This is a genomic window from Nocardioides panacis (assembly GCF_019039255.1).
Classification (GTDB): Bacteria; Actinomycetota; Actinomycetes; order Propionibacteriales; family Nocardioidaceae; genus Nocardioides_B; species Nocardioides_B panacis.
Map to the genome: position 1 here is coordinate 2,857,832 of NZ_CP077062.1, position 13,112 is coordinate 2,870,943.

The 13,112-nt window shown below is 73.2% G+C and carries 14 protein-coding genes and 1 pseudogene; 9 read left to right on the plus strand and 6 right to left on the minus strand.

Features of this window, described 5'->3' with window-relative positions:
* Nucleotides 1–65: 65 nt before the first annotated feature.
* On the plus strand, nucleotides 66–395 hold the full coding sequence (locus KRR39_RS13945) for an ArsR/SmtB family transcription factor (RefSeq protein WP_216937728.1): 330 nt from the start codon (nucleotides 66–68) through the stop codon (nucleotides 393–395).
* Nucleotides 392–2,080, plus strand: coding sequence for a SulP family inorganic anion transporter (locus tag KRR39_RS13950; RefSeq protein ID WP_254185137.1), 1,689 nt, complete (start codon nucleotides 392–394; stop codon nucleotides 2,078–2,080). Before KRR39_RS13945 ends, KRR39_RS13950 begins: the two co-directional genes overlap by 4 nt.
* On the opposite strand, the gene KRR39_RS13955 is transcribed toward KRR39_RS13950, so the two are convergent.
* Nucleotides 2,070–2,654, minus strand: coding sequence for a DUF2017 domain-containing protein (locus KRR39_RS13955; RefSeq protein ID WP_216937731.1), 585 nt, complete (start codon nucleotides 2,652–2,654; stop codon nucleotides 2,070–2,072). The two genes, KRR39_RS13950 and KRR39_RS13955, sit on opposite strands and share 11 nt — an antisense overlap.
* Entirely contained in the window at nucleotides 2,651–2,956 is a 306-nt protein-coding gene (clpS, locus tag KRR39_RS13960; protein WP_216937734.1) for an ATP-dependent Clp protease adapter ClpS, read from the minus strand. The genes KRR39_RS13955 and clpS overlap by 4 nt, the downstream gene beginning before the upstream one ends.
* A gap of 14 nt (nucleotides 2,957–2,970) precedes the next feature.
* Between clpS and KRR39_RS13965 the strand changes: the two genes are divergently transcribed.
* Genes KRR39_RS13965 through KRR39_RS13980 form a run of 4 tightly spaced genes read left to right on the plus strand, consistent with a single transcriptional unit; the run spans nucleotide 2,971 to nucleotide 7,201 of the window.
* On the plus strand, nucleotides 2,971–4,302 hold the full coding sequence (locus KRR39_RS13965) for a nicotinate phosphoribosyltransferase (protein WP_302053501.1): 1,332 nt from the start codon (nucleotides 2,971–2,973) through the stop codon (nucleotides 4,300–4,302).
* 1 nt (nucleotide 4,303) lies between these two features.
* Nucleotides 4,304–5,071, plus strand: coding sequence for an alpha/beta hydrolase (locus KRR39_RS13970; protein WP_216937736.1), 768 nt, complete (start codon nucleotides 4,304–4,306; stop codon nucleotides 5,069–5,071).
* 10 nt (nucleotides 5,072–5,081) lie between these two features.
* Nucleotides 5,082–5,657: an isochorismatase family protein gene (locus KRR39_RS13975; protein WP_216937737.1), complete on the plus strand. Its 576-nt coding sequence runs from the start codon at nucleotides 5,082–5,084 to the stop codon at nucleotides 5,655–5,657.
* A complete protein-coding gene (locus KRR39_RS13980) occupies nucleotides 5,654–7,201 on the plus strand; it encodes a long-chain-fatty-acid--CoA ligase (protein WP_216937740.1) in 1,548 nt (515 codons plus the stop codon). Before KRR39_RS13975 ends, KRR39_RS13980 begins: the two co-directional genes overlap by 4 nt.
* 51 nt (nucleotides 7,202–7,252) lie before the next feature.
* Here KRR39_RS13980 and KRR39_RS24885 read toward each other — a convergent pair whose 3' ends face one another.
* Complete coding sequence (locus KRR39_RS24885; protein ID WP_254185138.1) at nucleotides 7,253–7,693, minus strand: enoyl-CoA hydratase-related protein; 441 nt, start codon at nucleotides 7,691–7,693, stop codon at nucleotides 7,253–7,255.
* 64 nt (nucleotides 7,694–7,757) lie between these two features.
* Nucleotides 7,758–8,033, minus strand: a pseudogene (locus KRR39_RS24890) (enoyl-CoA hydratase-related protein); the annotation flags it as partial.
* Between the two features lie 143 nt (nucleotides 8,034–8,176).
* Between KRR39_RS24890 and KRR39_RS13990 the strand changes: the two are divergent.
* The 3 genes from KRR39_RS13990 to KRR39_RS14000 all read left to right on the plus strand — a co-directional run bounded on the left by KRR39_RS13990 (nucleotide 8,177) and on the right by KRR39_RS14000 (nucleotide 10,561).
* Nucleotides 8,177–8,659 carry a signal peptidase I gene (locus KRR39_RS13990; RefSeq protein WP_216937742.1) on the plus strand — a complete coding sequence of 161 codons (483 nt, stop codon included), beginning with the start codon at nucleotides 8,177–8,179 and terminating at the stop codon, nucleotides 8,657–8,659.
* 109 nt (nucleotides 8,660–8,768) lie between these two features.
* Nucleotides 8,769–9,305, plus strand: a complete 537-nt coding sequence (locus tag KRR39_RS13995) for an ArsR/SmtB family transcription factor (protein WP_216937745.1) — start codon at nucleotides 8,769–8,771, stop codon at nucleotides 9,303–9,305.
* Nucleotides 9,302–10,561: an MFS transporter gene (locus tag KRR39_RS14000; RefSeq protein ID WP_216937748.1), complete on the plus strand. Its 1,260-nt coding sequence runs from the start codon at nucleotides 9,302–9,304 to the stop codon at nucleotides 10,559–10,561. The genes KRR39_RS13995 and KRR39_RS14000 overlap by 4 nt, the downstream gene beginning before the upstream one ends.
* Here the strand turns inward: KRR39_RS14000 and KRR39_RS14005 are convergent.
* A complete protein-coding gene (locus tag KRR39_RS14005; protein WP_216937751.1) occupies nucleotides 10,450–12,381 on the minus strand; it encodes a putative bifunctional diguanylate cyclase/phosphodiesterase in 1,932 nt (643 codons plus the stop codon). The two genes, KRR39_RS14000 and KRR39_RS14005, sit on opposite strands and share 112 nt — an antisense overlap.
* A gap of 120 nt (nucleotides 12,382–12,501) precedes the next feature.
* A complete protein-coding gene (locus tag KRR39_RS14010; RefSeq protein ID WP_216937754.1) occupies nucleotides 12,502–13,047 on the minus strand; it encodes a DUF1697 domain-containing protein in 546 nt (181 codons plus the stop codon).
* Between the last annotated feature and the right edge of the window lie 65 nt (nucleotides 13,048–13,112).

Genomic DNA, 13,112 nt, shown 5'->3' on the forward strand with positions numbered 1-13,112 from the left:
CCTGAGACTCGCGCCGCGACGCTGATTGAAGTATTCTTCAAGTCATCAACTCGTCAAGGAGTCCCATGCCGCTCCCGCTCTACCAGGCCAAGGCCGACTTCTTCCGGACCCTCGGGCACCCCGCCCGGATCCGGGTGCTGGAGCTGCTCGCCGAGGAGGACCTGCCCGTCCACCGGCTCCGGGCCGTGATCGACATCGAGGCCAGCAACCTCTCCCAGCAGCTCTCGGTGCTGCGCCAGGCGGGGCTCGTCCTCCAGCGGCGCGAGGGCGGCGAGGTCATCTACTCCCTCGCCCTGCCCGAGGTCCGCGACCTGCTGCTCGCGGCGCGGCACATCCTCACCACCCGGCACGCCGAGTCCGGCGCGCTGGTCGACGAGATCACCCGCACGCCGTGACGCCGAACCGGGTCGCCGCCCGGGCGCGGGCGCTGTCCCCGACGCGGGACGACCTCGGGGCGATGCTGCACAGCCCGCGCCGGGACCTGGTGGCCGGGCTCACCGTCGGCGTCGTCGCGCTCCCGCTGGCGCTCGGCTTCGGCATCTCCTCCGGGCTCGGCGCGGGCGCCGGCCTGGTGACCGCGGTCGTCGCCGGCATAGCCGCCGCGCTGCTCGGCGGCAGCAGCCTCCAGGTCACCGGTCCCACCGGGGCGATGACCGTGGTGCTGATCCCGATCGTGGCGTCCTTCGGCGCGCCCGGCGTGCTCGTGGTCGGCCTGCTGGCCGGCCTCGTCCTGCTGGCCATGGCCGTCGCCGGTCTCGGGACCTACGTGCGCTTCATCCCGCTGCCCGTGGTCGAGGGCTTCACCCTCGGCATCGCGCTGATCATCGCGCTCCAGCAGGTGCCCCTGGCGCTGGGCACCACCGGCTCCGGCGACCACGTCTACGCCACCGCGACGTCCTCGGCGCTCGCCTGGTTGCGCGACCCGCACGGGCTCGCGCCGCTGATGACGCTCGCCGTGGTGGCCGTGATGCTGCTGGGCAGCCGGTTCCGCCCGGGCCTGCCCGCCTCGCTGCTCGCGGTCGTCCTGGCCACCGGTGCCGCCGAGCTCTTCCACCTCGACGTCGCACGGATCGGCGCCCTGCCCTCGGGCTTCCCGGCCCCACGGCTGCCGGCCGTGCCCTGGGCGCAGCTGCCGGACCTGCTGCTCCCGGCGCTGGCGGTCGCGGTGCTCGCCGCGCTCGAGAGCCTCCTGTCGGCCAGCGTCGCCGACGCGATGAGCGTGTCGGAGCGTCACGACCCCGACCGGGAGCTGTTCGGCCAGGGCGTGGCCAACCTGGTCAGCCCGCTGTTCGGCGGCCTGCCCGCCACCGCGGCCATCGCCCGGACCGCCGTCAACGTGCGCAGCGGCGCGACCTCCCGGCTCGCGTCGGTGGTGCACGCGGTGTTCCTGCTGCTCGTCGTGCTCCTGCTCGCACCGCTCGTCGGTCGCATCCCGCTCGCGGCGCTGGCCGGCGTGCTGGTCGCCACCGCGCTGCGGATGGTCGAGGTCGGCTCGGTGCGGACCCTCCTGCACGCGGGCCGCGGTGACGCCGTCGTGCTCCTGGGTACGGCGGCCGCGACGGTCGCCCTGGACCTCGTGACCGCCGTCGTCCTCGGGGTCGTCGCCGCCGGTGCCGTCGCGCTGCGCCGGATGGCCCGGTCCGCGGTGCTCGAGCAGGTCCCGCTCTCCGGGGAGGACGCCCCGGCCGCCCACGAGGTCGAGGAGCACGCGCTGCTCGACGAGCACATCGTGGCCTACCGGCTCGACGGTCCGCTGTTCTTCGCCGCGGCGCACCGCGCCCTGCTCGAGCTGAGCACCTTGAGCGACGTACGCGTGGTCGTGCTGCGGATGTCCCACGTCGCCGCCGTCGACGTGACCGGGGCATCCGTGCTGCGGGACACGATCACCCGGCTCGAGCAGCGCGGCGTCACCGTCGTGCTCTCCGGCGTCCGCGACCAGCACGCCGGGGTGCTCGGCGCCCTGGGGGTGTTCGCGAGCCTGGCCCACGAGGGGCACCTGTTCGCCTCGACCCCCGACGCGATCCGGCACGCGCGGCTGCACGTGGCGCGGGTGCCGCACCCGGCGGAGGTCAGCGGGTGAGCGCGTCGACCAGGGTCTCCTGGAGGTAGCCCACCCACTGGTAGATGTCGTAGACGTGCGTCCGCGGGTCCTCGTCGGGCAGCGCCATCCAGTAGTCCTCGTCGTCCTCCTCGACCCCGAGCCGGGTGGCCAGGGCGAGCCGGATGTCGGTGAACGACTTCATCCAGGTCACCGACTGCTCCCGGTCCAGCTCCACGTCGACGACCAGGCCGTCCTCACCGAGCTCGGTGGGCAGCCCGGCCTCCTCGAGGCAGTCGATGACCTGCACCGCCGCCCGCGCCTTGTGGTCGCGCAGCGCGCCCTCGGTGAAGCGCCGGAACTCGCCGGCCGCCTCCTCGTCGTCGGGGTAGGCGGTGGGGAACAGCCGGGCGAGGACCGGGTCCTCCGGCTCGGTGGTGGGGCCGGAGAAGTCCAGCAGCTGCTCGAGCGGGTCGTCGCTCGCGCTCGGGGCGGCCACCTCGTTGCGCAGCAGCTCGACCAGCTGGGAGGCCAGCGACCGGATCAGGTCGGCCTCGAAGCCGGTGAACGTCGCCACCGCGCCCCCGCCCCGGCGCCGCTCGAAGCCCTCGCTCATGAGTCCTGCTTCTCCATCGTGGCCCAGAGGCCGTACTCGTGCATGGCCTGGACGTCGCGCTCCATCTCCTCGCGGGACCCGCTCGACACGACCGACTTGCCGTCGTTGTGCACCTCGAGCATCAGCTTCTCGGCCTTCTTGCGGCTGTAGCCGAAGTAGGTCTGGAAGACGTAGGAGACGTAGTTCATCAGGTTGACCGGGTCGTTCCACACGATCGTCACCCACGGGGTCCCGAGGGAGGTGAGGTCCTCGGTCTCCGGCTGGTCGAGCTCGACGGGAGAGGGGGCGGACACGACGTTCATCCTAGGGTGTGGGGGTGACGACACAGTCGACCGCGTTGCTGACCGACCACTACGAGCTCACGATGCTGCAGGCGGCGCTGGCCTCGGGGACCGCGCACCGGCGGGCGGTGTTCGAGCTGTTCCCGCGCCGGCTCCCCGAAGGGCGGCGGTACGGCGTCGTGGCCGGCGTCGGACGTGCCCTCGACGCGATCGAGCGGTTCACCTTCGACCCCGAGGTGGTCGACGTGCTCCGGGAGCACGGCGTGGTCGACGAGCCGACCCTGGAGTGGCTGGCCGGCTACCGGTTCGACGGCGACGTCTGGGGCTACGCGGAGGGCGAGACCTACTTCCCCTACTCCCCGCTGATGGTGGTCGAGTCGACGTTCGCCGAGGCGGTGCTGCTCGAGACGCTGCTGCTCTCGATCCTCAACCACGATTCGGCGATCGCGTCCGCGGCCTCCCGGATGACCTGGGCCGCCGGGGACCGGCCGTGCATCGAGATGGGGTCGCGGCGCACGCACGAGGAGGCCGCGGTGGCGGCCGCCCGCGCGGCGTACATCGCGGGCTTCGTGACCACCTCCAACCTCGCGGCCCGGCAGCGGTACGACGTCCCGACGGCCGGCACCAGCGCGCACAGCTTCACGCTCCTGCACGACACCGAGAAGGACGCCTTCACCGCCCAGGTCACCTCCCTCGGTCACGGCACGACGCTGCTCGTCGACACCTACGACGTCGCCGAGGCGGTGCGTCTCGGGGTCGAGGTGGCCGGTCCCGGGCTGGGCGCGGTGCGGCTCGACAGCGGCGACCTCGGGGTGCTCGCCCAGCAGGTCCGCGACCAGCTCGACGCGCTCGGCGCGCACGACACCCGGATCGTGGTCACCTCCGACCTCGACGAGCACGCCATCGCCGCCCTCGCCGCGGCGCCGGTCGACGGCTACGGCGTGGGCACCTCGCTGGTCACCGGCAGCGGCCACCCGACCTGCGGCTTCGTCTACAAGCTGGTCTCCCGCGAGGGGCCGGACGGCGAGATGGTCAGCGTCGCGAAGCGGAGCAAGGACAAGATCTCCATCGGCGGCCGGAAGTACGCCCTGCGCCGACGCAACGCGCGGGGGGTCGCGGAGGCCGAGGTGGTCGGCATCGGGGAGGCGCCGGTCGACGACGGCGACGACCGGGCCCTGATGGTGCGGCTCGTCGAGAAGGGCACGGTGGTCGGCCGGGAGAGCCTGGAGACGATCCGCGCGCGGCACGCCGCCTCCCGCGCGGAGCTGCCGATGAAGGCCCGCCAGCTCTCCCGCGGCGAGCCGGTGATCCCGACCCTGCACGTCGACGGGCACGTGGACGGGCCCACCGACGGGCAGGTCTCCTGAGATGGCCCTGGTCCGCTGCGACTTCTTCTCCGAGGTGCTCGAGGTGGGCACGTCGATGACGGTGCTGCTGCCGCAGGCCGGCGAGGAGCAGATCGGGATCTCGACCGGCTCGGCCCGGGCGGACCGCGGCTTCCCGGTGCTCTACCTCCTGCACGGGCTCTCCGACGACAGCTCGGCCTGGCTGCGCTACACCAGCATCGAGCGGTACGCCGCGCCGCTCGGCGTCGCCGTCGTGATGCCCGAGGTGCAGCGGTCGTTCTACGCCGACGAGGTGCACGGCGGGCGGTACTGGACGTTCCTGTCCGAGGAGCTGCCCCAGGTGGTCGGCTCGTTCTTCCGGGTCTCCGAGCGCCGCGAGGACACCTTCGTCGCCGGCCTGTCGATGGGCGGCTACGGCGCGCTGAAGTGGGCGCTGCACCAGCCCGAGCGGTTCGCCGCCGCGGCCAGCCTGTCCGGCGCACTCGACCTCGAGGCGATCTGCCGGGACCCCGCCCGGCGGCAGCTCGTCGAGCGGGTGTTCGACGGCGAGGTCGGGCCGGACGACGACCTGTTCACGCTGCTCGGCGAGGCGGAGATCGAGTCGCTGCCGTCGCTCTACGTCGGCTGCGGCACCGAGGACCACCTGTTCGCCGGGAACGAGCGGTTCGTCGACGAGGCGACGCTCGCCGGGGTCGACGTGCACGTGGACTTCCGGCCGGGCGAGCACGAGTGGGGCCTGTGGGACGCGACCATCCGCGATGTGCTCGCGTGGCTCCCGCTGGGTGACTAGGGTCACGAACATGGCACGCGCACTGATCGTCGTCGACGTCCAGAACGACTTCTGCGAGGGCGGCAGCCTGGCCGTCGACGGGGGTGCCGAGGTCGCGTTCCGGATCGGCGAGCTGCTGCACCACTGGTCGCACAAGGACCGCAAGGCTCCGGACTACCAGGTCGTGGTGGCCACCCGCGACCACCACGTCGACCCCGGCGAGCACTTCAGCGACGAGCCGGACTTCGACCGGTCCTGGCCGGCGCACTGCGTGGTCGGCACCGACGGGGAGGCCTTCCACCCCAACCTCGACCCGCAGCCGTTCGACGCGGTGTTCCTCAAGGGCGACCACGCCGCGGCGTACTCCGGCTTCGAGGGGCGCACGACGGACGGCTCGACGCTCACCGACTGGCTGCGCCGTCACGACGTCAGCGACGTGGACGTGTGCGGCCTGGCCACCGACTACTGCGTGCGCGCCACCGCCCTGGACGCGGTCCGCGCGGGCTTCACCACCCGGCTCCTGGAGTCGCTGTGCGCCGGCGTCGCGCCGGGCTCGACGGCGTCGGCCCTGTCCGAGATGCGCGACGCGGGCGTGACCGTCGCATGAGGCAGGTCCCGCCGCTGAGCCGGATGTTCACCGAGCTCGCCGCCGGCCGCCGCGACCACCCCGCACTGGTCGGCGCGACCCGGACGGTCACCTACGGCCAGCTCGACGAGCGCGGCAACCGGGTCGCGAACGCCCTGCTGGGCCTCGGTGTCGGCGAGAACGAGCGGATCGCCTACCTCGACCTCAACCATCCCGAGTTCTTCGAGGTGATGCTCGGTGCGGCCCGGATCGGCGCGGCCATCGCGCCGCTGAACTACCGGCTGACGCCGACCGAGATGGGCCGGATCGTGCACGACGCCCGTTCCACGGTGCTGGTCGTCGGCCCGGCGTTCGAGGCCGCGCTGCCCGCGATCCGGGCCGAGGCGCCGGGGCTGACGCGCGTCGTGCGGACCGGCGCGGACTTCGAGCAGTGGGTCGCCGCCGCGAGCGACGTGGACCCCGGCCGCGAGGCGTCGTACGACGACGTGGTGCTGCAGCTCTACACCTCGGGCACCACCGGGCTGCCCAAGGGCGTGCAGCTGACCAACGGCAACTGCTCGGGGCTGATGGACGTCGCGGACGCCTGGGACGTCGACGAGACGTCGGTGTCGCTGGTCGCGATGCCGCTGTTCCACATCGGCGGGTCCGGCTGGGCGAACGTCGCGCTGGCCCGCGGCGGCACCGACGTCCTGGTGCCGGTGATCGACCCCGCGGCGCTGATCGACACCATCGAGAAGGCCGGCATCACCAACGCGTTCCTGGTCCCGGCCGTGCTGCAGATGATGTGCGCGGTATCCGGTGCCGAGGACCGCGACTACTCCAGCCTGCGGTCGATCGCGTACGGCGCGTCGCCGATCACCACCGCGGCTCTGAGGCGCTCGCTCGAGGTGTTCGGGGCCCCGCTGTTCCAGGTCTACGGGCTGACCGAGACGACCGGCGCGATCACCGAACTGTCCTCGACCGACCACGACCCGGGCGGCCCGCGTCAGCACCTGCTCCGCTCCGCTGGCCGGCCCTACCCGTGGGTGGAGATGAAGGCCGTCGACCCGGTCACCGGCCTCGACTGCGGCCCGGGCGAGGTCGGCGAGATCTGGACCCGCTCGCGGCAGAACTCCCCCGGCTACTGGGACAAGCCCGCCGAGACGGCCGCCGCGTTCGACGCCGACGGCTGGCTGCACACCGGCGACGCGGGCTACCTCGACGACGAGGGCTTCGTGTTCCTCACCGACCGGATCAAGGACATGATCGTGTCCGGCGCCGAGAACGTGTACCCGATCGAGGTCGAGTCGGCGCTCTCCGAGCACCCCGACGTGGCCGACGTGGCGGTGATCGGGGTCCCCGACCCGCGCTGGGGCGAGACCGTGAAGGCGGTCGTCGTCCGCCGTCCGGGGTCGACGCTCACCGCCGAGGAGCTGATCGCCTGGGCACGGGACCGGATCGCCGGCTTCAAGCGGCCGCGCTCGGTGGACTTCGTCGAGGAGCTGCCCCGCAACCCGTCGGGCAAGCTGCTCAAGCGGGTGCTGCGCGAGCCCTACTGGGCCGACGAGGGCCGCCGCATCGGCTGACCCGTCACTCCCGCAGCCCCTCCCGCGGCGTGTCGTCGCAGAGCTGACGGGTCACTCGCCGCGGAACACCGGCCGCCGCTTCTGCCCGAACGCCCGCATGCCTTCGGCCACGTCGGCGGTGCGCAGCAGCACCGTCTGCCCGGTCCGCTCCCGCTCGAGCGCGTCGTTCAGGTGCCCGAGCGTCGCGGCGTTGACCGCCTTCTTGGTGGCCGCGTAGGACAGCGGCGGACCCGCGGCGAGCCGGGCGACCACCTGCTCCACGGTGTCCTCGAAGGTGTCGTCCGCGGCGAGGTGGCTGACCAGCCCGGCGTCGTACGCGTCGCGGGCCGGCAGGGCCTCGCCGAGCAGCGCCATCCGCATCGCGCGGGCCCGGCCGACCGAGGCCGCGACGGTGGCGGTCGCTCCCCCGTCGGGCATCAGGCCGATCCGCGCGAACGCCAGCAGGAACGAGGCGGACTCCCGGGCCACCACGAGGTCGCAGGCGAGGGCCATCGAGCAGCCCACGCCCGGCGGCGACCCCGTTGACCGCGGCCACGCAGGGCTTGCCGAGACCCACGATCGCGCGGACGATCCGGTTCGCCCGGTCCAGGCTGGTGACGTCGAAGTTCTCGTGGGCGTCGGCCCCGGACAGGTCGGCGCCGGAGCAGAAGGCCGTGCCGGCACCGGCCAGCAGGACCACGCGTACGTCGTCCCGGGCCGCCGCGCCCTCCACCGCCTCGGCGAGGCCGTCGCTCATCGCGGCGGTCATCGCGTTGAGCCGGTCCGGCCGGTCGAGGGTGAGTCGGAGCACCCCGTCGACGTACCGGATGTCGAGGCCCTGCCCAGCGTCCATGCGGCCGACCCTAGTGGAGTGCTATCGGCATCCGCGGGTCGAACCTGAAGGGCTTTTCTCGGATTCATCAATCTTGTGGATGCCGTCGCCGAACCGGATGGCCCACAGTCCCCCAAGCCGCCGGCACCCTGCTGCTGCTGGCCGTGGTGGTGCTCGCAGGCTTCTGGCACGCCGGCTGGCGTGCCTACGTCATCCACACCGGCTCGATGACCCCGGTCCTCGTGCCCGGTGACCTGGTCCTGCACCGTCCCGCCCGGCAGGGGTACGCCGTCGGCGACGTGGTCACCTTCCGGATCGGGCCCGACGACCGCGTCACGCACCGCGTCACGCACGTCGGCGACCTGGGCATCCGCACCAAGGGCGACGCGAACCGGACCGCCGACGCCTGGGAGATCCCGGCGCGACACGTCGACGGCGTGGTCGCGAGGCACGCCCCGCACCTGGGCTACCTCGTCTTCCTCCTGCAGCAGCCCGCCGGCGTCGGCGGCGTGATGACGTGCGGCGTCTCCCTGCTGCTGCTGTGGGGGCTGTTCTTCCCCTCGGCACCTGCCGGCCCCGCGTCGGCCGGCCCCGTCGTCGGGCGGTCCGCGGGCCGCCGTACGGGGGCGGACGCGGCGCTCGCCTGACACCGGAGCGGTGCCGTGCGAGGCATCTCCCCAACAAGTGTTTGACAGTCGGCGGGGCTTGCTGGTTCCCTCTCCCCAACAAGCCTGTGACAGTACGACGGGGGAGCCCATGTCCGACGACGGCGACGCCGTCTCGTCCCTGCGCGCGGTCGCGCACCCGCTCCGGCTGCGGATCCTCTCGCTGCTCACCGGCACCGAGCTGAGCGCCGCCGAGGTGGCCCGCGAGCTCGGCGTCACGCACGCCAACGCGTCCTACCACCTGCGGGTGCTCGCCGACGCGGGCGAGGTGGTGGTGGCCGGCGAGGAGAAGATCCGTGGTGGCGTCGCGAAGCGCTACCGGCACCCGTGGGAGCAGCAGCGCACGACGGGCTCGTCGGCGAGCAGCTCGGAGCGGGAGCGGGAGACCTACGTCCGGGCGATGGCCGAGGAGCTCGTGCGCCGCTCGCGGCACCGCAGCCCGCGCAGCCGGATGCAGATGACCGACGCCGAGCTCTGGGTCACCCCCGAGGTCTGGAAGCGGGTCAGCGCGCTGGTCGAGGAGGCGTCCACGCTCGTGCACGCCGAGGCGCAGCCGCCTCGCACGCCGGGCACGGTGCACGTCAACCTGACCGCGGCCACGTTCGAGATCACCGAGCCGACCCGATGACCTGGAAGGACGCGGTCGCCCCGCTGCGGGAGCGCAACTTCGCGTGGTACTTCGCCTCCCGGTTCAGCAACACCCTGGGCTCGATGATGGCCGGCATCGCCCTGACCTTCGCGGTGCTGGACCTGACCGGCTCGGCCAGCGCGCTGGGCCAGGTACTGGCCGCCCGCACCGTGCCGATGGTGCTGTTCCTGCTGTTCGGCGGCGTGATCGCCGACCGGTTCCCCCGCGCCCTGGTGCTGCAGCTGTCGAACCTGCTCTCGGCGGCGACCCAGGGCCTGGTCGCCTACCTGGTGATCTCCGGCCAGGCCGAGCTGTGGATGATCGTCACGCTCGAGGTGGTCAACGGCACCGTGTCGGCGATGAGCTTCCCGGCGATGGCGAGCACGGTGCCGCAGCTCGTCCCTCGGCCCCAGCTCCAGTCGGCGAACGCCCTGCTCTCGCTGGTGCGCGGCGGCCTCACCGTGATCGGCCCGACGCTCGGCGCGCTGCTCGTCGTCACGATCGGGTCGGGGTGGGCGCTCGCGATCGACGCGCTGACCTGGCTGGTGGCCGCGATCCTGCTGACGCCGATGCGGCTGCCCGCCCGGCCGGCCCGGACCTCGCAGACCGGCACGGTCCGCGAGCTCCGGGAGGGCTGGTCGTTCTTCGTCTCGACCACCTGGCTGTGGGTCGTGGTGCTCGCGTTCGGGGTCCTCAACGCGATCCACTCCGGCGCCTGGTTCACCCTCGGCCCGGCAGCCGCCAAGTCCACCATCGGCGAGCAGGGCTGGGGCCTGGTGCTCTCGGCCGAGTCGGTCGGGCTGCTGGTGATGACCGTGGTGCTGCTCCGCGTGGACGTCCGGCGGCCGCTGCTGGTCGGGATGCTCGGCTGCTCGCTGATGGGCGTCCCGATGGTGGTCCTCGGCGTCGAGCCGAACCTCGCCGTGCTGCTGGTCGCCACCTTCGTCGCCGGCGCCGGCATCGAGCTGTTCAGCATCGGCTGGAACGTCGCGATGCAGGAGAACATCGACGACGCGATGCTCTCGCGCGCCTACTCCTACGACGCCCTGGGATCGTTCGTGGCCATGCCGGTCGGGCAGCTGCTCTACGGCCCGCTGGGCGAGACGTTCGGCTACCGCGACGTGCTGGTCGTCAGCGGGGTGGCCTACGTGCTGGTCGCGCTGGTCACGCTGTCGTCCCGGTCCGTGCGGACGCTCTCACGCACGCGGCCCGACAGCGTGGTCGGCGGACCGGCCGGCGCCGAGCTGCGCGCCTGACGGCGTTCCCGGGCCAGCGCCACGAACTCCTCGAGGGGCAGCGGGCGCGCCCAGAGGTACCCCTGCGCCCGCCGGCAGCCCAGGCCCCGCAGGGTGTCGGCGACCTCCTGGGTCTCGACGCCCTCGGCGACCACCGACATGTGGAGACCCTCGGCCATCGCCAGCATCGACGCGACCAGGGTGCGCAAGCGTCCGGAGCTGCTGACCTGGTCCACGAACGACTTGTCGATCTTCAGGCCGTTCAGCGGCAGCCGGTGCAGGTAGGACAGCGACGAGAACCCGGTGCCGAAGTCGTCGAGCAGCAGCGGCGTACCCAGCGCGAGCAGCTCGTCGAGCGCCAGCGCGGTGCACGAGGACTCGTCGAGCAGCACCGACTCGGTGATCTCCAGGTGCAGCACCCGCGCCGGCAGGCCGTGGCGGGCGAGCGCGTCGGCGACCAGCGCCGCGAAGCCCGGCCGGACCTGGCGGCCCGAGACGTTCACGGCCAGCGAGAAGTCGCCGTCCACGACCCCCTCGTCGCGCCAGGCGGCCAACGTGCCGCACACCTCCTCGACCACCCACGCCCCGATCGGCGCGATCAGCCCGAGGTCCTCGGCGACGGGGACGAAGTCCGAGGGCGCCACCACCCCGAGCTGCGGGGAGGTCCAGCGCAGCAGCGCCTCGGCGCCCTCGATCCGCTCGGAGACCAGGTCGACGACCGGCTGGAACGCCAGTGACAGCTCCCCGCGGCCGAGCGCCCCGCGCAGCTCGGAGTCCAGCTGCGCCCCGCGGGCCAGGTCGGCGCGCAGCGACTCGTCGAACACCACCGAGGAGCCGCGCTGCACGGCCTTGGCGCGGTAGAGCGCGACGTCGGCGTCCCGCAGCAGGGACTCCGCGGTGTCGCCGGGGCTACTGCCCCTGACCACCCCGACGCTGCCGGAGACCGTGAGGGGCCCGCGCTCGAGGGCGACCGGCTCCGCCCAGACCTGCTCCAGGCGGGCGACCAGGGCGTCGAGGTCGAGGGTGCCGTCGACGTCGAGGCCGACCACCGCGAACTCGTCGCCGCCCATCCTGGCCACCGCGTCGCACTCCCGGACGGCGCCGAGCAGCCGCGGGGCCAGCGCGACCAGCAGCTGGTCACCGACGTGGTGGCCGTAGCTGTCGTTGACCAGCTTGAAGTGGTCGAGGTCGATCAGCAGCACCACGACCGAGCCGCCCGCCCGGGCGGCCAGGGCGTCGTCCAGCGCTCCGGCGAACCCGCGCCGGCCGAGCAGCCCGGTGAGCGGGTCCCGCACCGCGGCGTCGTGCAGCAGCTGCTGGCCCGCTCGCATCCGGCCGGCGAGCACGCTCACCAGCGTCCCGACGGCCGCCACGGTGCCGAGCGTCATCAGCCACACGCCCGCCGCCACCGCCGGCGGACCGCCGAGCAGCACGAGGGAGACGGTCAGGCAGACCGCGGTGAACAGCGAGTGCGCCCAGGCGTCCCGGCGCCCGAAGAAGAACGCGGCGTACGGCGTCGCCCAGGCGTAGAACAGCCGCAGGTCGTTGCCCGGGTCGCCGGCGGCGACGTACGCCACCGAGATCACCACCTGGATCACCGCCAGGATCAGGTGCAGGGCCCAGGTCGGCAGCCCGTCGGTCGGGCCGAGCACCAGGCAGCCGCCCAGCGCAACGGCGAGCAGCGCCATCGTCAGCACGACGCCGCTCCCGGTCGCCCCGGGTCGCGGCAGCACCGTCCAGACGATCGCCAGCGACCCGCCGGCGAGGTAGAGCACGCCGAGCGCGCGCGCCATCCAGGCGGGCGACAGCTCGGTCACGCCCAGGCGCGAGATCACAGGCACGGTGGAGCTCCTTCCGGGTCTCGGGTGCGTCCGGAAAGACCCCCACCGGGGTATCGGCAGTCACCGGAGGGGACTTGTGCCCCCGCGGCGGCGAGAACTCGCCAGGTCCGCAATGCCCGGTCAGCCGCCCCACTTCTCGGCCAGCGCGCTGACCACCTTGAGGTCGCGGGCGGTGCCGGGGGCCAGCACCTTCTTGAACGCCGGGTAGAACTTCGCGTCCAGCGACGGCTTGGTCAGCCAGACGTGCACGGCCCGGCCGATCGCGACCGCCGACTCCCCCGGCTCGTCCCAGGCCGCGATCCGCTCGGCCGCCTCCGGGTCCGGGACGTGGCCGGCCTTGAAGAACGTCACGTAGCGCCGCTGCCCCTCCCCCGGCGGGAACGGCGCCGCGAGGCCCTGCGCGTCCTCGTGGATCCCGCGCAGCTCGGCCGGGGTGAGGATCACCGACGGCACGTCGAAGCCGCAGTGCTCGCCGAGCACCTCCTCGACGTGCCGTTCCACCTTGGCCGCCGACCGCATCGGTGTGCGGAACCGGACGTTGCCGGTCTGGATGTGCGTCTCGACCTCGGACAGCCCGGAGGTGGTCAGGTGCTCGCGCAGGTCGGCCATCTTGTAGAAGCGGCCCCCCACGTTCACGGCCCGCAGCAGGGCGACGTACGTCGGCATGCCCCCATCCTCGCCGACCCGTCACCCGTGCAGGGATATCCGCGGCGTGTCACCGCCCAACTGAC

Bases quoted from the DNA above. Each gene is read 5' to 3' on its own strand.
- KRR39_RS13945 (WP_216937728.1), top strand. From the start codon at position 66: ATGCCGCTCCCGCTCTACCAGGCCAAGGCCGACTTCTTCCGGACCCTC.
- KRR39_RS13955 (WP_216937731.1), bottom strand. From the start codon at position 2,654: ATGAGCGAGGGCTTCGAGCGGCGCCGGGGCGGGGGCGCGGTGGCGACG.
- clpS (WP_216937734.1), bottom strand. From the start codon at position 2,956: ATGAACGTCGTGTCCGCCCCCTCTCCCGTCGAGCTCGACCAGCCGGAG.
- KRR39_RS13970 (WP_216937736.1), top strand. From the start codon at position 4,304: ATGGCCCTGGTCCGCTGCGACTTCTTCTCCGAGGTGCTCGAGGTGGGC.
- KRR39_RS13975 (WP_216937737.1), top strand. From the start codon at position 5,082: ATGGCACGCGCACTGATCGTCGTCGACGTCCAGAACGACTTCTGCGAG.
- KRR39_RS13980 (WP_216937740.1), top strand. From the start codon at position 5,654: ATGAGGCAGGTCCCGCCGCTGAGCCGGATGTTCACCGAGCTCGCCGCC.
- KRR39_RS24885 (WP_254185138.1), bottom strand. From the start codon at position 7,693: ATGGCCCTCGCCTGCGACCTCGTGGTGGCCCGGGAGTCCGCCTCGTTC.
- KRR39_RS13995 (WP_216937745.1), top strand. From the start codon at position 8,769: ATGTCCGACGACGGCGACGCCGTCTCGTCCCTGCGCGCGGTCGCGCAC.
- KRR39_RS14000 (WP_216937748.1), top strand. From the start codon at position 9,302: ATGACCTGGAAGGACGCGGTCGCCCCGCTGCGGGAGCGCAACTTCGCG.
- KRR39_RS14010 (WP_216937754.1), bottom strand. From the start codon at position 13,047: ATGCCGACGTACGTCGCCCTGCTGCGGGCCGTGAACGTGGGGGGCCGC.